Here is an 18,520-nt window from a genome sequence, read left to right on the forward strand (position 1 = left end):
CCTCGAAAATGCTATCGCATTTTTTTCGTGCGTGGGCAGATTCGAGGAAGCTTATTCAATGTCCTGCGGGATTACGGGTCTGGGGGAGACCCCGCAGGCGCTTTAGCGCCGAGGAGGCTCCCCGGAACGCCCGCGGAAAGGGAGCGGATTTCGCAAAAATCAACACTGTACATTAACACAGCCTTTAGATAAATAATAAAAGGGGGATACATAGGTGGAAATTAAGAGCATTGTGTTAAGGCATATTAAAATGGATCTTTTAAATCCGTTCACAACAAGCGTAGGAACTGAATATGATAAAGATTTTGTTTTAGTCGAAGTGAAATCAAAGACTGGTTTATCCGGCTGGGGAGAATCTGTCTCCATTATTGAACCTATTTATAATGAAGAAACTACAAAAACCAATTGGCATATGTTGAGTGATTTTCTAATACCTCTAATTTTAAAAGAACCGATCCAGCATCCTCATGAAATAGCAGAACGCTTTAAGCCCATTCGTGGAAACTTTAATGCAAAAGCGGCTCTGGAATGTGCCATATGGGATCTTTATGCAAAGGAACAGAACCTGCCATTAGCAAAGGTTCTTGGCGGTGTAAAGGATAAAATTGAAGTGGGTGTAAGTGTAGGCATCCAGGAGTCTGAGTACCTGATGCTGAAGCAAATTGAAGGATATTTAGCTGAAGGGTATAAGAGAATTAAGGTGAAAATAAAACCTGATTGGGATATTCATCTAATAAAGCTCATACGCGGACAGTTTCCAGATATTCCGCTTATGGCGGATGCAAATTGTGCCTATACACTTGATGATATCGAGCATCTGCAGCAACTCGATCAATATAATTTAACCATGATTGAGCAGCCGCTTGCACATGATGACATCATTGACCATGCTAAACTGCAGGCAAAACTGCAAACGCCCATCTGTCTGGATGAAAGTATTCATAGCGCGGAGGATGCAAGAAAAGCAATCGAACTAGGTAGCTGTAAGATTATTAATCTAAAAATAGGCCGAGTGGGTGGTTTAACTGAATCACTAAAAATCCATGACGTATGTGTGAAGAATGATATCCCGATGTGGTGCGGCGGAATGCTCGAGGCGGGAATTGGCAGAGCACATAACCTTGCCATCACGTCCCTAGCCAATTTCAGCTTACCAGGCGACACCGCGCCTTCTGCACATTATTGGAAAGCGGATATTATTCAACCGGAAGTCAAGATGAATAAGGGATACATCCACTTGCCCCAAGGTGCAGGGATCGGTTTTGAACCTAACATCGAGGAAATAAACGAATTAACCTTATTCTCTAAAACATTCTATTAAAGACCATATTGGTAACAGGTTCGGTTTACAATTATCAAAATACATTTCTATCTCATAGTCAGTCTTTATTGGTTTAGGAACTTCCATTTATGATAACTCTCACATACTCACTTATTCGCAGGATTTCGCATGAAATCCTGCGAATAAGCAACAATTTGCATAAAAAGAGTATTAAACTAAGGTAGTAGAAGAAAAAAAGATAATTAAACAAACTAATAAGGTGTCAATTTTTGTATAAAAAATCTAGCTGCAAGTCCAGTAACTATATAAAAAACAAAGGAATATATGTATTCCCATTTTAAATAAGTAACAAATCCTAGCCAAACAGAAAAAGGCTCACCAACAAATGCAAAAATGGTGGCTTGACTAACAAGAGCAATACAAAATGTTTTCCATGATTTAAAATATTGATATATCAACATATACGCCACTGGAATCATTGAAAAGTCAAACGGTAATGCCAGAAGACCAAAAGGAGCAAACTTTATAGGGTAAATCCAAACACTTAATTCACTGCCTAAGTCGTCAGTAAAACTTGTAATAAGGATTACTATTAGTCCAAAACACCAAATTTGAAGTGACCGTTCTCTATCAAGATATTTAAGGAAAATTAACCATGGAAATATAAACATGAAAACTAGAACCCACCAATTCCAAGTTAATACCGCACCCGATAACCAATTTTCAATAGCTAAAGTCGCGTATTTTTGTTGTAATGAAATTATCTCCTTTGCCATCTCATCCAAATGAACCAACTCCATTTTTTCTTAGATAAAAGTGTTCGAGTAGCTATACTTCACCCTTTGATTGATAGGTTCCATAGTCCTTAATTTTTAAATCTAAATCCATATTTATATCATATTTTGGCCATTCTTCTCTCCACTCATCATCTTTATAATCTTGGGAAAAAAACTTTTTAGAGAATAGCCCTAAATACAAAGGGTCAACCTTTTTGCTTTGAAAAGTTTCTAATAGTTTGGCCATTTTATCTTGAATTTCATTTTTAATATTGTTGCGCAATTCCTTTTGCTCAATAGGATTTGTAAGGTCTTTGTCTCCTTGATACTCATTAATAATTCCATTAAGTCGCATTGATATTTTTATCCTTTTTTCCTCGGCATTCATTTTAATATCTATATCAGAATTTACGAGTCCAAGGTTTACTTGTAATGTCTCTAGGGAGAGAACATCATGATATTTTACTTGGCTTTTTAAAAGATCAAACATCCTTGATTCTTCTATTGTAAGTTCATGAATCATTTTATAATCTTTCATTAAGCCAATTCCTGTATAATGCAGCTCATTTTCCACCATTGAAAAAAGTGGTACATAAGGGTCTCCAAATCTTGAGTTAGCTGCCTTTAAATACATATGTAAATCTACAACTTGTAACTCCCCTTTAGTTTGATTATGTTTAAATTGTCTATAAATAAGATAATCCGCACTATTGTTTGAATTTAATAACCTCTTTAAGTCTCCATTAACAATCCCTAGGTAGATCCTATCAGATATGGCAGTATCCATATATAATCCAGTAACAATATCCTTTATTCCTTGTTCCTTTGCAAGATTTTCATTTATGATAACTATTCTTAACTGTCCATCTTTAATTTCTCTGAAATATTGTGCATTAAGTTTTGTTTTAATATCCTTTAAAAGGGTTTCTTCAGTAGTTAAAACGACACGTTTCTCTTTTCTTACAGGAGGCACCATCGTAGTAACTTTGTATTTTTCATTTTCCCCTTTTTCGTAGTAGTATAAAATGGAAGGAGCAATCTCTTCAATAGTATTCTCTCCTCCATAACAAGATGTTAGAGTTAAAATAAATGGTAACAACAAAATAAAAAAACATTTGCTTCTCATATTTTTTTCACCCTCTTTATAATATAGAACAAAAGAGGAATGGCTGTATAAAATATAGCAGTAAGATAAATATAGACATTTAACCATATAAACTCTTGACTTCTTTCCATCCAATATTCATGCTGAATAAATGTCAATAAAAGCGCTAAAAAAAGTACAAATAATCCATAAGATAGGTTGTTTTCTTTGAACTGAAAGAGGAACTTTATCCCTGAATATAAATAAAGATTTATTAATGATAAAGAGAGTATTAATGGGAACATAAAAAATGGAATAATGATCATTTCCAAGCGATCTATTATTGGTAATTGTATGTACCTTGCAATGGTGACTAGGGGATATTCAACTTTCTTAAGGTAGTCTGGTCCAAAAAATACAACGGCTATGAAAAACAACAGGGAATACTCTAATAACGTAAAAAAGTTACCGGCTGTCGTATATTTGTAAACATTCACTTCTGGTTTAATCCATCTTTTTAATAACAATAATAATTCAGGTCCTGAAAAGGACGATAATAAATAAAAGAACCTCTTAATATCTTGACCTTTTTCAAACCCATTTACTAAAGGAAGAAAGTCTCGATAAATTGAATTGGGAGATAACAAAACTTCTATGTAAGCTAGGATAATCCAAGCGGAAAATAAAAACGCTAATACAGAAAATCTTGAAACATTTAAAATGCCTTGATAAGTAGAAAAAGCAACTACTACAATTAATATAATTATTATACTGATTAACCGATCCTCTCTTAATACATATAACTGGATAACTTTGGAATAACCAATGATAATAATCGAGAATTTAAGCATTAATATAGCTAGACCAATTGAAACCATTGGATATAGCATGATCTTTGGAAATAGATTTTGCAATTGTTTATCATTTGGAGTTTTACTATTGTATAACCACTTACTAATTAAAAATAAATTTAACTGGGATACAAAAAAAGCGGTAGCTATAATCCAGTAATTACTACCACTGATAAGTTGGGTTGGTAACAATAATACGGTGTACCCAATTTGAAGTCGATTTACTAAAAACATCAATTGTATACCATTTATACCAGGTTCATTACTATTCATTAGGGATAACTCTTTATAGAATAATTCACTTTTCATACTAACCATTCCCTAACTTTATAAATTGGGCATTAAATAAGGTTTATTCATGGACTTAATAGAGTTTAAATGGATAATTAAAATACAAAAAGCTGCTGCAATCCCAAAGAGACCAAATTGATAGGATACAATAAGAAAAAGGTAGCGGATTATTTTTAACGAAGTAGCCATGATGTAGTTAGGAACAACGAAAGAAGAAACTGCTGTTATACCGACCATAACAATTAAGATGTTACTGGCAATCCCTGCTTGGACAGCAGCATCTCCAATTATTATTCCACCTACTACACCAAGGGTATTACCTGTTTTAGTGGGCATTCTCTTACTAGCTTCTCTTAAAAATTCCAAAGTGAGTAACATCAAGATTGATTCCCACAAAGGAGAAAATGGGACATCAGACCTTGATTCAATGACGATAAATAATAATTCCAAAGGGAATGCCTCATAGTTATGGGTTGTTATTGCAACATATAATGGTACTAATAGTAAAGAAGTTAAATAACCTATTAGACGCACTAATCGGATTAAATATGCTGTCCAACTATTATGTATGTAGTCCTCTGCAGAGAGGAAAAAATCAAAGAAAGAACTTGGACTAATTATTGCAAAAGGATTTTGGTCAATTAAAACAATTACTTTACCCTGAGCTAAAGCAAGGCTAATTAGATCTGGTTTATCAGTCATTTGATATTGCGGAAAGCTGCTTTTAGACGAACTAAATAACCGTCCCAGAAAAGGGGAATTTATGATGAATTTTTCGTCAATCATTTTAATTCTTGCTTTTACTAGTTGGACATCATTGTCCTTGGCAGAACCTTTTAAAAATAGAAGGGCAACCCTACTCTTTGACAGCGTTCCTATGGTAAACATTTCAGATTTTAGATTTGATGTAGGAAGAAACCTTCTAATTAGAGTAAGATTTTGGTCTATTTGCTCTGTAAAGCTTTCCAATGAGGTATAAAGAGTTGTTTCTTGTTCAGAAGGCTCAACACTTCTTCCGATTTCAGCTGGAAGGTTAATGGACAGAAAAAAAGAATCCTTGTTGTTGCTTACAATAACAGCGCCACGTAACAACATATCTGCCGCTTTGGATATAGAGTACTCTTTTTTCGAATCAATTACAGGGAATCTAACTTCACTTTTATCTCCTTTCAAAATTGATGTTAGAATAAGTTTGTTTACACCCTCGATATTCACTAAAGAAGAAATGAAAAAAACCTCAAATTGATTTAATTCGCATGATTTAAATTCACTAACTTCCTTAAATTCAGCCTCTAAAAGCTTTCTTAAACGTTCCTGGAACATTTCATCACCATATTCATATTTTAGTCCATTTCAACCAGTTTTCTATACTCACCAATGAAAACCAACAGTGCACCTAACAGGAGTATTCCCGTACCAAGTACAATTATGCTTTGGGTTGAATAACTTTCCATAAAAAGCATCTCCAAATTTTGCTATATATCTATGCTTAGAAAAAATGTAGTGAATCTAGAATTCAACTTACTTTACATTTTTAACTGCAAATTCAGTTATTGCAAAGGCAACGTAACCCGTTTACCGAGAGTTTTACTTAAATAAAAAAATTAAAGGTAATCCTATGAAAATAGCGAATCAATTAGGTGAGAGCGATTACATTTGGAATCACAACAATAAAGTGATTCTAAACAGAATCAATCATTAGAAGCTATCTTTTTCAAAAGGGGGCCTCAAGGAAATTAATGAAAGATCTATATATATCTGACGAGATGAGAAGAAATGGAGTAACAAAGGGGGAAATGGAAGAGCTTTTTCTTTCAATTTTTAAATCTAGTTATGACGGTATCTTTGTGGCCGACAAAAAGGGTATAGGCATCATGGTCAACCAGGCATATACGAGGATAACTGGTGTAGGGAGCCATGAGCTGCTCGGCAAGACGATGAAAAAGGTGGTACAAGAAGGAATTGTTTCAGATTCAGTGACGCTGCAGGTACTTGAAGATCAAAAACCACATACGATCGTACAGAATGTCAGAGGGAAAGAAGTATTAGTGACAGGAAGCCCTGTTTTTGATAAGAACGGTGAAATTAGCTATGTTGTTACAAATGTAAGAGATATTTCGGATTTAAATCAAATGAAGAACGAGCTGCGGCAGTCTAAAAAGTTAGCAGAGAGATATATCAGTGAAATTGAAGACTTCAAAAAAAGAGAACTCATCCATATGCATCTAGATGGAATTGTTGCCCAAAGCCAAGAAATCATGAAGGTTTTTCATCTCGCGAGAAAAGTAGCAAAGGTAGATTCAGGGGTATTAGTTTTAGGGGAATCAGGTGTGGGAAAAGAAGTCATCGTCAACTATATACACCAAGAAAGTGATCGTTCAGGGTACCCTTTGATAAAAGTAAATTGTGGAGCAATTCCTGAACATCTGCTCGAGTCGGAATTGTTTGGCTACGAGAAAGGTGCTTTTACAGGTGCAAATAGTCAAGGAAAGCCAGGACTTTTTGAATTGGCAAGCGGAGGGACGATTTTTTTAGATGAAATAGGCGATATGCCGATTGACCTTCAAGTTAAGCTCCTGAGGGTATTGCAAGAATTTGAAATCATGCGGGTTGGCGGTACAAAAACTATAAAAATTGATGTAAGAGTCGTTTCAGCTACCCATAAGAATTTAGAGGAAATGGTTGAGAAGAATGAATTTAGACGGGACCTGTATTACCGGTTAAATATAGTTCCCATTAAGGTTCCGTCCTTACGCGAAAGGAGAACGGACATTGTTTCACTCGCCTTTTTCTTTTTAAATAAGAGCAATAAAAAGAATAAGTTTAATAAGCGATTTCATCCTAACATCATAAACTTTTTTGAAAACTACGAATGGCCCGGAAATATTAGAGAGTTAGAGAATTTAGTGGAGAGATTAGTGGTTACTTCTGACAGCGAGGAGATATCATTGAATGATTTGCCTGATGGATTTGTTCAAGGAAATGACCAGATAAATCAAGAAAAATGGAAACTAAAAGAGATACTCGCTAATGTAGAACGAAGAATAATCCTTGAGCAAATGGCGGAATCAAAAACAACCCGCCGTGCAGCAAAGGAATTGGGAATCAGCCAATCAGCCCTCGTAAAAAAAATGCAGAAATTAAACATTTGATGAAAAAGGGAATCAAAAAGCCAACGCAGACTTCGTTGGCTTTTTTGATTGCATACGAAACCTTACTATTTTTCCTTATTTTCATGTTGGAAACCCACTAAATTTGGTACTGTCTGTCGAATAGTTGGAATCTGTGGTTAACTGGCATGGTTCTTGCATTGTAAAACTGTAGGTGAACGAAGAAAGGAAAGGGTGAGTAGGGAATGGACGTACCATCTTTTGAAATGAAGGGAAAGGTTGCACTCGTTACGGGCGGAAGCAAAGGAATTGGTTTTGCAATGGCCTATGCTCTAGGGTCTTACGGTGCGACAGTTGTACTATCTAGCCGCGGTGTGGAAGAAGGGGAAAAGGCAGTAAAGAAATTAATCGAAAAGGGAATCGAAGCAGCTTATATACGGTGCGATGTGACGGATAAAAAGCAGGTTGAACAGCTAGTAAGTAAAATTGCTACTCAATTTGGTTCTTTAGATATTTTAGTAAACAACGCAGGAATGAACATCCGAAAGCCTCTAGTAGAAGTAGAAGAAAAGGATTGGGATCAAGTTCTGAATGTAAATCTAAAAGGACTTTTCTTAGTAGGCCAGGCCTGTGCCAAGCAGATGATCCAACAAAACTACGGAAAGATTATTAACATTTCCTCGATTTTAGGTAGTATCGGTCTGCCGTTACAAACATCCTATGCAGCCAGTAAAGGTGGCATTAACCAGTTAACAAAGGTTTGGGCGGATGAATTAGCGCCTTTTAATATTACTGTAAATGCGATCGGACCAGGATATATAAAAACGCCGATGACAGAAGAATGGCTTTCAGACCCCGAAAGAGTAAGAAATATAACAAATTCTACCATGATTAAAAGAATTGGCGAAACATCCGATCTTGCTGGACCAGTTGTATTCTTGGCTTCTGATACCTCAAAGTATGTTACCGGTCAGATCTTACATGTCGATGGTGGCTGGACGGCAAGGTAAGGAAAAGCTTTAGGAGGTTTTTGAAATGAAGATGATGAAAGAAAATCATTTTAATAGAGAAATACAGGTATTTGAGAATAGGCCGAAACATCTCTTTGCAATGCTGGAAGGAACCGTTCAAAGGTATGGAGATAAAGAGGCTCTTGTTTTGAATAATGTCCGACTAACCTATCGTGAAATGCTGAAGAAGGTAGAACAAATTGCTGGAAATCTGCAAAATTCCTTGTGTTTAAAAAAGGGTGATCGGGTTGCACTTCTACTAGGAAATAACATTGAATTTTGCCTACTCGTCTTCGCTTGCGCAAAGCTTGGAGCTATCGTTGTTCCATTAAACACACGTTTAAAAGAAACCGAACTTTCGTATATGCTGAATCAGTCGGGAAGCAAAATCTTATTTGTCGATGATGAATTCCTTGAAAAAATTGAAAACATGAGAGATGAACAGAGCATCAAGCAGGTCCAGCATTTTTTCTTAATCGGAAATCAAATCTGTAAACGGAAGGACTATCTGCCATTCGAAATTTTAGAACAAAGTTCTTCCATTAGTGAGACCAACTTATCGGAAGATGATCCATTATTTATTATGTATACCTCTGGAACAACGGGTCTCCCAAAAGGAGCGGTAGGAAGTCATTTAGGGGCAATCCATAGTTCGATGAATTATCAATATGTGTTAAAGACTAACCATGAATCTAGAACTTTAGTTGCAGTCCCACTGTTTCATGTAACAGGCTTAATTGGTCAATTATTACACATGGTTAGAGTGGGGGGGACCTCTGTCATTATGAGGAGATTTAAGACAGAGGAATACATTCGCTTAGCAGCAGAGGAAGAGATCAGCTTTTTGTTCAATGTCCCAACGATCTACATCATGATGATGGCACATGCTGATTTTCCTTTACACCATTATTTAAAGATTAACTGCATTGCCTATGGTGGTGCCCCAATGTCTTCAGAGACGATCTATAAATTAAAAAAGTATTTTCCAAATGCCTATCTTCATAATGCCTACGGCGCAACAGAGACATCCTCCCCAGCTACGATCATGCCACAAGGTTTTCCTGAAGATAAGGTTACCTCAGTTGGCATGCCAGTTCCTGTCGGAGAGCTGAAGGTTGTCAATGACCAAGATGAACCGTGTCCTCCAGGGGAAGTAGGAGAGTTATTAATTAAGGGTCCAATGGTTGTGGAGGGCTATTGGGAAAATGCAGCAGCTAATCAAACTAGTTTCTTAGATGGATATTGGCGGTCCGGGGATTTAGCGAAAATCGATCAAGAGGGCTTTGTCTACATAGTAGACCGCAAAAAAGACTTAATTAACCGTGGCGGTGAAAAGGTTTTTTCAATTGAAGTCGAAAATGTCCTTTATGATCATCCGAAGGTGTTAGAGGCAGCGGTTGTTGGAATCCCAGATCCTATTTTCGGAGAGGCAGTGAAAGCAGTAGTTGTCCCAAAAAACCAAGAAACAATTGATGTGGAAGAAATAAGGGGCTTTGTTGCTGACAGATTAGCAAATTATAAGGTTCCTAGACTGATAGAAATTGTTGAGGAGCTTCCTCGGAATGCTGCAGGGAAAATTTTAAAAAATGTGTTAAAAAAGCTTTAATAAACTGGAGGAATAAAAAAATGACAGAACGTAATACGTATGAACCATACCAGACCTTTAAAAAGATAAGTGATCAGTGGGAAAAGCAGGTGAATGATACCATCCACCGCTGGACGAATCATCATGAATTTGTCGAGCTTATGAAGTGGGGTACGATGATGCAGCAACCCTATCTCAAAATGTTTAAAAAGAATCAGGAGTACTTTGCGAAGTTTTATAATATTCCTACAAAATATGATGTGGCTAAGGCAGCCAAACTAACGGTGCAGACAGAGGAAAAGATTGATCTCTTAGAAGAACAGCTTTGGAAGCTAGAAGAGAAGATAGATCAAACGAATAAAAATGTTAGCATCATTGCCGATGCAGCAAGAGACATGATTAAGCTGACAAAGCAGCTAAAAACTGATCAAAAGAAATTAGATGAAATTCATACTGGTCTGAATGATGTGACAAGAGAATTAGCAGAGATTTACAGCTTAAAAGAGGAACTTGGAGAACTAAAAGAATTGATGAAGGAAAAAAACGAAGTATTAGAGCTTACTGCAGTAACTAAGTAGGCGGGGGAGGAATGAAAATTGGCAACTACAAACACATTGGAATATAAAAATGAACTAAAACGCTGGAGTAACTTTATAAAAACAGTAAATGCTCCAGAACCACGTAAGGATTTTACCCCAAGGCAAGCGGTTTGGAAAAAGAATAAGGCAACCCTTTACCATTATCCAGCTGTTAACAAAAAATATGCGGTTCCTGTCTTTTTTGTCTATTCGCTTATTAATCGTCCAAATATCCTTGACTTTGCGCCAGGTTCAAGTGTGATTGAAGGGTTAGTTAACAGCGGCTATGATGTCTACTTGTTAGATTGGGGAATTCCTGAATACGAGGACAAAGACCTTACCATTGAAGATTATGTGGATCACTATATTAGAAATGCTGTAAAACGAGCAATTCGTCATGCTGGTGCAAAAGAAATCTCGGTAGTAGGCTATTGTTTGGGTGGTACCTTAGCGGCCATGTACGCAGCAATCGCAGAAGAGCCGATTAAGAATCTGGTTGTCGCAACTGTTCCGATTGATTATACAGAGGCGGCAATGCCTGATAAATGGGCGGAAAGCTTAAGAAGCGATGGTTCTAATCAATTGGAAGGCTTGGTAGACGCATACGGTACAATTCCCGCCGACGTGGTTGAAAACATGTTCCTTTCCATCACTACACCCGTCTACTATAGTCCATATGTTTTGTTATTATCCCGTGCCGATGACGAAGTGTTTGTTGAAAAATGGCATCGAATGAATAGTTGGACAAAAGGCCATGTACCATTAACCGGTGGAGCGTTGAAACAGTTGAACGAGGACCTTCATAAGGAAAATAAACTTATAAAGGGCTTTTTTACCATCCATGGTAAAAAAGCAGATTTAGCAAATATCGATATGAGTTTACTGGCTGTGAGTGCTAAGTATGATCATCTTATTCCTGAAAGTCAAAGCCTTCCACTGATGGAGGCTGTAGCGAGTGAAGATAAAACGTATATGCTAGTTGAGACAGGTCATGTGGCATTAGCGTTATCAGGAAAATTCACTGCAATATTAACAGAATGGTTAAGTGAACGCTCAAAAAAGATCGAATAATTTATACTCTAAAAAAAGCTATCCTCTCATTCAGCAGAGGATAGCTTTTTTGGTTAATGATTCCTATTGTCTGTGTTCATTGCACTCATGTTCATATTCATGTTATTCATATTGTTGTTGTTCATGCCCATATTAGCCATTGGCATTTCACCTTGTGCTGGAGCATAGGCATTTTGCATTTGAGTCATATCCTGCTGTGCAAGCTGAGGAACTTGATAGTAATGGTGTTTGTTTTGATAAATACTGATTTCATAAGCCATTTCAATGCAGTTGGGAACAGAATCTGCTAGTACGCGGCGTACTACAGGATTGGTTGATTCAAGCGCAGCCATCGTTTTCATCGTTGCACTAGCTTTTGCTGCACCGAGCATGCATCCAGAAATGAATTCATCTGAAATCTCAGATAGTGACTGCATAGGTTTTTTAGGCTGAGATTGCTTTAACCCGTAGGTAAAATCATTATCCTGTTTCATTTTATATTTCTTTGTATGCATAGATGGATCTTGCCCAGTTCTAAAGCATTCTAATGTAATGTTGTATTCCTCCTGCATGAACTGATATTGGCGAATCATCATATCAATTAATTCAGGATCTTTTGCGTATTGGCGCAGTAAAAGGTACTGATCCATTGTTCCAACAGTTGCAGATAGTACTTCCTGGACATCGAGTATCTCATGCCCTCCATGGTTCATTTGAGCTGGAATCATTCCAGTATGCATATTTTGGTGCATGTGTCCTTGCTGATTATTTTGCATCATATAATATCTCCTCCTAGTGTTAATTGAACATAACCATAGTTATTATGTATCGATATTTTAGAGTTATTCATGTGATAAAGAGTAAAGTCATGTCCAAAAAGAGACAGCTTCGACTGTCCCTTGCAGCATGTATTATTTTTCTAATTGTGCTTTTCGTAAAAAGTCTGAATACTCCATGAGTTTTATGGTATTGTTGACGTTTTCTTCTAGTCGGTTTGTATTTTTTGTTTTCTTCATTGTTTTGCGGTCATATAAGGAGGCAGGTAATTTCGCACTTGGTGCTGTGTATAGCGTGTTATTACTAATGAATGAACCGCCTGGCATATAGTATCTCATTCCAAGTAAATTACTGGTGTAATAAAATAAGTTGTGTCCAATCATTTGGGCATCGTGCTCAATTCCCAATAAATTAAGTAAAGTAGGCATCAAATCAATTTGGCCGCCGAGATGAGAATAGGTCTCTCCAGTGAAAATTCCTGGTGCTGTAAACAATACAGGGACCACAAAGCGGTCATGCAGATTGTATGTATGGCCTAACAGTTTTTTTAAAAGAAGCTGGTCTTGATCTGTGACGGGTGCCCCGTGAATTCCGGAATGGTCTCCATAAATGAGTAAAATGGATTCTTCGTAAATGCCCAATTGTTTAAGGGACTCAATAAATTTGCCAATCTGTTCATCTGTATATCTTACCGATTGTAGATAGTTACCAACATAGGTGTCTTTATATTCCTCTGGAAGGTTAAGATATTCAAACTCTTCAGGCATCTCAAAAGGGGTGTGACTCGTTAACGTAATAATATTGGAATACACCCTGCGATGATTTTCTAGCTGTTTTGGCAATTGCTCTGAGACGAAATCAAACAATACCTCATCAGCAGGGCCGAATCCGATTTCTTTTTCATTAGGTATTTCATTACTGGTAAAAACATAATCAAAGCCAAGGGCAGGATATAATTTATCCCGGCTCCAATAGGTAATATCATCCGCATGATAGGTAGAAGTCCCATAGCCATTCTTTTTTAAAGTACGAACTAGAGAAGGAAAGTCACTGCCGTCAATGATATTGACAGTGGGGTCCATCCCTTCTGGATATAATGAAGTATGCATCAGCCATTCTGCATCGGACGTATTTCCTGCACCAATTTGTTGATATACATGATTGAAATAGGCGCTTTCTTTTAGCATTGCATTCATATTGGGAGTAATTTCGGTTCCATTAACCCGGCTGTTGATCACAAATTCTTGTAAAGATTCAACTTGAATAATAAATACATGCCGATCTTTCGCTACACCATATGTAGGCTGCTCCTGATTTGGAACGTAAGCATTTCCCTTAAGTTTTGCAAGCTCCTGATCTGATGAAAAATCGCTGCTTGCAAAGGCAGTACCAAAACTTCGCTCGAACAACTGAACAAACTGTGATTGGATATATCCATGCTGTTTGGCAAAATAAGAAACATCAATTAATGGATGTCGAAAGGCAGCAAGTGTCATAATCAACCCGATACAGGTAAAGGCTACAACCCAGGTTCTTATTATAGGTGCTCTAAGAATCTTTTTTGATTTCGAAAAAAACCATATAAGCGGCAGGATTAAAACAACGTCCAAGAAAAATAAATAATCAAAGGGACTCCCAAGCAGTGCAACAGTACCTCCAACAGAGTTGGATTGGTAAATTTGTTTGACATCGTAATAGGAAGGGACCGTTGAAAAGTACCTTGTATAATAAATCACCACAATAAAAAGAACGGACAAACTAAAGTGATAGACCCATACAGCCGACCAGGTGTGCTTTTTGAAAATGAACATCTGTACCAGTAATAAAAGTGCCCAAAGTGGGAATTCAATTAGTAGGTTGTGAAGCACTGATTGGTTATCAAAAACAACGATCTGAAAAGCATATAATTTTATGAAAAGAATTGCCACAATGAAAGTCATGGGTTGAAATAAATGATTTTTCACCATATTTGTTACTTTATCCTTCATGAGGATGCACGCCCCCTTAAAACATAAATCTCTCTACCTAAAACTTACCAAACTATCTATAATACTTGCAAATATTAGTATTAACCTATTAACACTCTGTGTAAAGCAGAAAGCGCTGTTAGGAAAACAAAACAAAATGAAATGGACAGAAGACACTTTATATACCGTTTCTTGATTGATACAAATAAAAATGAGGCACAAATACTGAACCAAGCAATTACCGTAATGATAATGAAACTATTGAGAAGGAGATGTGAAAAGATTCCTATATAAAAAATACTTCCTATCATGCTACTGAGAAACAGTGGTATATACACATCTTTACTCCCCTTAATGACGGGTTCTGAATTTTGTTCAACGGATTCTTTGTGGAGTAAAGGATAGAGAAAATATGGCAGGACCATTCCGAATCCTATTCCTGTTATCAATCTTCGAATATTACTTGTCTCAAATAGATGCGTATAAGATCCAACACCATCCACTATTAGTGGAACAAGGAGTAGGAGAAGCAGGAAACTATTTCGAATTGAAGGGATTGTAATGGCTTTGTTTCTTTTGACCATGTGTAAGTAGATAAGTGTCGAGAAGATCCCTATGTATATCCCCGTATCCCGTGCACACACGGCTAACGCCTCACCAGAAGCCACTAAGGAACGTTCCTCAAGTTGGTGGCAAATTGCTTTTCCGAAAAAATCTAATAAAGAATGTAACAAAATGTATTCCGCCTTTCTTTAAAAAAACCTAATTCAAGTTGAATTAGGTTCAAAAACTCTATTAGAATGATTAATATCCCACCATAAAAGCTGGTGCAATCGAGAGTGCGGAAAGTGCAAACCAACAAATGCAGCTTAGAACAATACTGATAATGCCAATGACTAAGCAGTTCTTTCCAATTTGCTTTTTTTCAAGATCTTGGTCATTCATCCAAACAATACCTAAAATAATGCCAACAACGGGAATGAAAAACGATAAAATGTATAAAAGGACTTTTTGGCCTCCCGACATGGTTTCCCTCCGTTCTTAAGTTGAATAAGGCACATTACATTCCTTTTATCCCGCATTAACGGGCAGCAAGACACCCACCTCAAGGTTATGAGTTACAATGAGAAATTCTATGTGGGGGGGATATCTGCCCGTAAAAGCCCGATAAGTTCAACTAACCATTAGTGGGGACTGAAGAAAACCCCGACTAATGGAAGTTTCACTTTAAATGTATGAACAGTCAGAGCAGAAAATGTCTCTCCCGTACTTGTATTATTAAAGGGTTAATCATGACAAAATGCCCGTACAACTTTTAATAAATTTTTAAAGGTTTATCCTTTTCTATAGACTATAAACTGGTATAATAAAAAGAGAAAAATAAATCAGATACATAATGGGGTTTGGTATTTACAGATGATAAATAAACTATTTCAAAGCAGCGGCTTTAAGAGGCTTTTAATTTTTATCTTTATTGCAATTGTTATATATGCCCTTCACGATATGATTAATCTACTATTATTTACGTTTATTTTTACTTTTCTGATGGATCGTTTAGTCTTTTTCCTATCAAAGAAGGTTCCCCTAAACCGGAAATTACTAGTCATCACCTCGTATGCTACGATTGTCAGCTTGTTATCGTATGCAATCGTTAAGTACTTGCCTATGATTATTACTGAAATTACACAATTAATTAGACAGATTACGGCTTTCTATACCTCAAAGCATGACAATATGATATTGAATTTTATCGTAAGCCGACTTGAGGAAATTCAGATCTCTAACTATTTAGAAAGAGGCTTTACCTTCCTAATAACATATTTTACCGACATCAGTACCTTTACCTTACAAATCCTTTTAGCACTATTGTTAAGCTTGTTTTTCTTATTGGAAAAGCCTCGTTTAATAGAATTCACCAGAAAATTTAAAACGAGTAAGATTGCTTCCATACATGCTGAAATTGAGTTCTTTGCAAGTAAATTTGTCCGTACATTTGGTAAGGTGATTGAAGCCCAAATTATCATCGCCATTGTAAATTGTATCTTAACAACCATAGCATTGTGGATACTAGGTTTCCCGCAGCTAGGTGGACTTTCGATCATGATTTTGTTTTTAGGGTTAATTCCTGTTGCAGGGGTTATTATATCGTTGGTTCCTTTAACGATTATTGCATACAGCATCGGTGGAATCATGACCGTTCTTTATGTTTTTATCGCGATCATGATTATTCATGCAATTGAGGCGTATATCCTTAATCCAAAGTTAATGTCATCAAAGACAAATTTACCGGTTTTTTACACCTTTATCGTTCTCATTTGTTCAGAGCACTTCTTTGGTGTATGGGGATTAATTATTGGTATTCCTGTTTTTGTGTTTATTTTGGATGTTTTAGAGGTAACAGATAATAATAAGGAATAAATTGAAACCCATCCTGCAATGGATGGGTTTCATTATTAGTAGAAGAAAGGTGATTTTATGAGTGAATGCAAACTTGATCATACCCATGCGGATGTAAAAAGCAAGTACAGTACACAGGAAGCATATTTACCCGATGATATGAAAGCTCTGTTTGAACAGTTCTTTGCGAAAGAACACAGTCAGGATTTATTAAATGAAGTATTTCATTTGTTGAAAAAGTATGATTTAGCTGCTGAAGAGGAAAAAGACACTAGAAATAACCGGTTATATCTAATCTTAAGAAATGTCTAATGGAGAGAGCATAATCCCAGTAAGGGGTTATGCTTTTTTTTCCTTTGGCTGTGTTAAACTAGGCTGTTGATTTACGCTACAGGCGCTATGCTTTCCGCGGGCTCGCCCGTGAGCCTCCTTACAGCTTCGCACCTGTGGGGTCTCACTCAGCTCGTACATCCCGCAGGACAAGGAAGGCTACGGTAGCGAAACATCGCACGAAGAAAATGAGATTTTCATTTTCGAGGAGTCAAGCGCCTCACACTCCAATCAACAGGTTCTAAAATCAACAGTATCCATTAACACAGCCTTTCCTTTAAATACCTTATGAGGAAATAAAACAATAAGGCAAGGATTTTATCATGATTTGATTCCATTTAGAAAATATTAAGAGTAGTAAAGATGAAACAGAAGGAAGGAATTTGATGGGAGAATTATTTCGCTTATTGAAAAAAGGGAATAAATCTGCTCTTATTGCAGCGATTGTCAATACGATTATTGCGATTGCCAAAGGAGTGGCCTATAGCTTTACAGGAAATGTGGCATTATTTGCAGAGACGATGCATAGTGTAGGCGATGCTGCAAATCAGTTCTTTGTGTTTGTAGGTTCAGCATTAAGTAAGAAATCACCGACTAAGCGTTTTCCAAATGGATTTGGGAGGCTTGTCAACTTAGTCCTGCTTTTTGCTGTATTAATTGTCGGAATTATGGCCTACGAAACGATTAAAGAAGGCTATCATCATATCCTTCATCCGGCAGAATCAGGTGGTTTTTTGATAAATGTAAGTGTACTCGGTTTTGCTTTAATCCTTGAAATATATGTTCTTTATAAGGCAATGAAGGAGGTTTTGCATGAAGTGGGGGCTGAGGCTGGGGGCTTCAAAATTTTTGTAACTAGCTTTACCCATTTAAATCGAGCGAAGCCCGCAACCAAGTTAGTCTTTATGGAAGATCTAGTAGCCACTAGCGGTGGGTTATTAGCTATATGTGCCGTTGTCATTTCAAACTTTACCGATATCCACTGGGTAGAGGGTGCTGCTTCAATTATAATTGGATTCATGATGTTCTTTGTTGTCGGCAGAGTATTTTTAGATAACGCTGCAGGAGTGATCGGTAGGTCAGATGAAGAAATGGAAGCAAGAATTGGCGAGATGGTAATGGCTGACCCTGATGTAAAGGATATACAGGAGCTTGTAGTAGTGAAAGAAGGAGAAGATGTACATGTTGAGCTGGAAGTTGAGATTGATCCGAAATTAACCGTTGCACAAGCAGATGATATTAAAGACCGGCTTCAGGCAGATATTATGGCTGAAAAAGGCGTTAAGCATGTGACAATTGAATTTGATGAAGAGGACCATATTAATACATGGGAAAATAAGAACTCATCTGAAAATAAACAATAAAGGTATATCAAGGGTCCGCTAAAGAAAAGCGGACCTGGTTTTATGTTGGTAATATTTATCATGTGTGT

Annotated in this window: 17 protein-coding genes; 9 read left to right on the forward strand and 8 right to left on the reverse strand. The window is 36.8% G+C overall.

Annotation, left to right across the window (positions count from 1 at the left end; genetic code table 11):
* The first annotated feature begins 214 nt into the window (after positions 1-214).
* Positions 215-1,321 carry an o-succinylbenzoate synthase gene (gene menC, locus BTR25_RS20020; protein ID WP_075689799.1) on the forward strand — a complete coding sequence of 369 codons (1,107 nt, stop codon included), beginning with the start codon at positions 215-217 and terminating at the stop codon, positions 1,319-1,321.
* A 212-nt stretch (positions 1,322-1,533) separates the two neighbouring features.
* Here the strand turns inward: menC and BTR25_RS20025 are convergent, their stop codons facing one another.
* The 4 genes from BTR25_RS20025 to BTR25_RS20040 are packed head-to-tail and all read right to left on the reverse strand — an operon-like array spanning position 1,534 to position 5,607.
* Entirely contained in the window at positions 1,534-2,058 is a 525-nt protein-coding gene (locus BTR25_RS20025) for a CBO0543 family protein (RefSeq protein ID WP_303046855.1), read from the reverse strand.
* 52 nt (positions 2,059-2,110) lie between these two features.
* Positions 2,111-3,184: a Ger(x)C family spore germination protein gene (locus BTR25_RS20030; RefSeq protein ID WP_075689801.1), complete on the reverse strand. Its 1,074-nt coding sequence runs from the start codon at positions 3,182-3,184 to the stop codon at positions 2,111-2,113.
* Entirely contained in the window at positions 3,181-4,266 is a 1,086-nt protein-coding gene (locus tag BTR25_RS20035) for a GerAB/ArcD/ProY family transporter (protein WP_175596838.1), read from the reverse strand. Before BTR25_RS20035 ends, BTR25_RS20030 begins: the two co-directional genes overlap by 4 nt.
* 54 nt (positions 4,267-4,320) lie before the next feature.
* On the reverse strand, positions 4,321-5,607 hold the full coding sequence (locus BTR25_RS20040) for a spore germination protein (RefSeq protein ID WP_075689803.1): 1,287 nt from the start codon (positions 5,605-5,607) through the stop codon (positions 4,321-4,323).
* A gap of 416 nt (positions 5,608-6,023) precedes the next feature.
* Here BTR25_RS20040 and BTR25_RS20045 point away from each other — a divergent pair, with 416 nt between their 5' ends.
* The 5 genes from BTR25_RS20045 (at position 6,024) to BTR25_RS20065 (ending at position 11,638) form a co-directional block, all read left to right on the forward strand.
* Positions 6,024-7,436: a sigma-54 interaction domain-containing protein gene (locus BTR25_RS20045; protein ID WP_254842756.1), complete on the forward strand. Its 1,413-nt coding sequence runs from the start codon at positions 6,024-6,026 to the stop codon at positions 7,434-7,436.
* A gap of 203 nt (positions 7,437-7,639) precedes the next feature.
* Positions 7,640-8,404 carry an SDR family NAD(P)-dependent oxidoreductase gene (locus BTR25_RS20050; protein ID WP_075689804.1) on the forward strand — a complete coding sequence of 255 codons (765 nt, stop codon included), beginning with the start codon at positions 7,640-7,642 and terminating at the stop codon, positions 8,402-8,404.
* A gap of 25 nt (positions 8,405-8,429) precedes the next feature.
* Positions 8,430-10,010, forward strand: coding sequence for a class I adenylate-forming enzyme family protein (locus BTR25_RS20055; RefSeq protein WP_075689805.1), 1,581 nt, complete (start codon positions 8,430-8,432; stop codon positions 10,008-10,010).
* A gap of 20 nt (positions 10,011-10,030) precedes the next feature.
* On the forward strand, positions 10,031-10,567 hold the full coding sequence (locus BTR25_RS20060; protein ID WP_075689806.1) for a hypothetical protein: 537 nt from the start codon (positions 10,031-10,033) through the stop codon (positions 10,565-10,567).
* A gap of 18 nt (positions 10,568-10,585) precedes the next feature.
* Complete coding sequence (locus BTR25_RS20065) at positions 10,586-11,638, forward strand: alpha/beta fold hydrolase (RefSeq protein ID WP_139311294.1); 1,053 nt, start codon at positions 10,586-10,588, stop codon at positions 11,636-11,638.
* A 53-nt stretch (positions 11,639-11,691) separates the two neighbouring features.
* Here the strand turns inward: BTR25_RS20065 and BTR25_RS20070 are convergent, their stop codons facing one another.
* The 4 genes from BTR25_RS20070 to BTR25_RS20085 form a co-directional block, all read right to left on the reverse strand.
* Complete coding sequence (locus tag BTR25_RS20070) at positions 11,692-12,393, reverse strand: spore coat protein (RefSeq protein WP_075689837.1); 702 nt, start codon at positions 12,391-12,393, stop codon at positions 11,692-11,694.
* Positions 12,394-12,528: 135 nt separating this feature from the next.
* A complete protein-coding gene (locus tag BTR25_RS20075) occupies positions 12,529-14,382 on the reverse strand; it encodes an LTA synthase family protein (protein WP_254842757.1) in 1,854 nt (617 codons plus the stop codon).
* 80 nt (positions 14,383-14,462) lie between these two features.
* Positions 14,463-15,029, reverse strand: coding sequence for a DUF2085 domain-containing protein (locus BTR25_RS28665; RefSeq protein WP_368483006.1), 567 nt, complete (start codon positions 15,027-15,029; stop codon positions 14,463-14,465).
* Between the two features lie 136 nt (positions 15,030-15,165).
* The gene (locus BTR25_RS20085) at positions 15,166-15,387 is read right to left on the reverse strand and encodes a hypothetical protein (protein WP_075689808.1); all 222 of its coding nucleotides are present in this window, start codon (positions 15,385-15,387) and stop codon (positions 15,166-15,168) included.
* 390 nt (positions 15,388-15,777) lie between these two features.
* Between BTR25_RS20085 and BTR25_RS20090 the strand changes: the two genes are divergently transcribed.
* The 3 genes from BTR25_RS20090 (at position 15,778) to BTR25_RS20100 (ending at position 18,452) form a co-directional block, all read left to right on the forward strand.
* A complete protein-coding gene (locus tag BTR25_RS20090; RefSeq protein ID WP_075689809.1) occupies positions 15,778-16,779 on the forward strand; it encodes an AI-2E family transporter in 1,002 nt (333 codons plus the stop codon).
* Between the two features lie 57 nt (positions 16,780-16,836).
* Positions 16,837-17,070, forward strand: a complete 234-nt coding sequence (locus BTR25_RS20095; protein WP_075689810.1) for a group-specific protein — start codon at positions 16,837-16,839, stop codon at positions 17,068-17,070.
* Between the two features lie 404 nt (positions 17,071-17,474).
* A complete protein-coding gene (locus tag BTR25_RS20100) occupies positions 17,475-18,452 on the forward strand; it encodes a cation diffusion facilitator family transporter (RefSeq protein WP_075689811.1) in 978 nt (325 codons plus the stop codon).
* The last annotated feature ends 68 nt before the right edge of the window (positions 18,453-18,520 follow it).

The organism is Bacillus sp. MRMR6, assembly GCF_001940785.1.
Lineage (GTDB): Bacteria > Bacillota > Bacilli > Bacillales > Cytobacillaceae > Neobacillus.

Bases quoted from the DNA above. Each gene is read 5' to 3' on its own strand.
- BTR25_RS20025 (WP_303046855.1), bottom strand. From the start codon at position 2,058: ATGGCAAAGGAGATAATTTCATTACAACAAAAATACGCGACTTTAGCT.
- BTR25_RS20030 (WP_075689801.1), bottom strand. From the start codon at position 3,184: ATGAGAAGCAAATGTTTTTTTATTTTGTTGTTACCATTTATTTTAACT.
- BTR25_RS20035 (WP_175596838.1), bottom strand. From the start codon at position 4,266: ATGAATAGTAATGAACCTGGTATAAATGGTATACAATTGATGTTTTTA.
- BTR25_RS20040 (WP_075689803.1), bottom strand. From the start codon at position 5,607: ATGTTCCAGGAACGTTTAAGAAAGCTTTTAGAGGCTGAATTTAAGGAA.
- BTR25_RS20045 (WP_254842756.1), top strand. From the start codon at position 6,024: ATGAAAGATCTATATATATCTGACGAGATGAGAAGAAATGGAGTAACA.
- BTR25_RS20050 (WP_075689804.1), top strand. From the start codon at position 7,640: ATGGACGTACCATCTTTTGAAATGAAGGGAAAGGTTGCACTCGTTACG.
- BTR25_RS20055 (WP_075689805.1), top strand. From the start codon at position 8,430: ATGAAGATGATGAAAGAAAATCATTTTAATAGAGAAATACAGGTATTT.
- BTR25_RS20060 (WP_075689806.1), top strand. From the start codon at position 10,031: ATGACAGAACGTAATACGTATGAACCATACCAGACCTTTAAAAAGATA.
- BTR25_RS20070 (WP_075689837.1), bottom strand. From the start codon at position 12,393: ATGCAAAATAATCAGCAAGGACACATGCACCAAAATATGCATACTGGA.
- BTR25_RS20075 (WP_254842757.1), bottom strand. From the start codon at position 14,382: ATGAAGGATAAAGTAACAAATATGGTGAAAAATCATTTATTTCAACCC.
- BTR25_RS20085 (WP_075689808.1), bottom strand. From the start codon at position 15,387: ATGTCGGGAGGCCAAAAAGTCCTTTTATACATTTTATCGTTTTTCATT.
- BTR25_RS20090 (WP_075689809.1), top strand. From the start codon at position 15,778: ATGATAAATAAACTATTTCAAAGCAGCGGCTTTAAGAGGCTTTTAATT.
- BTR25_RS20095 (WP_075689810.1), top strand. From the start codon at position 16,837: ATGAGTGAATGCAAACTTGATCATACCCATGCGGATGTAAAAAGCAAG.
- BTR25_RS20100 (WP_075689811.1), top strand. From the start codon at position 17,475: ATGGGAGAATTATTTCGCTTATTGAAAAAAGGGAATAAATCTGCTCTT.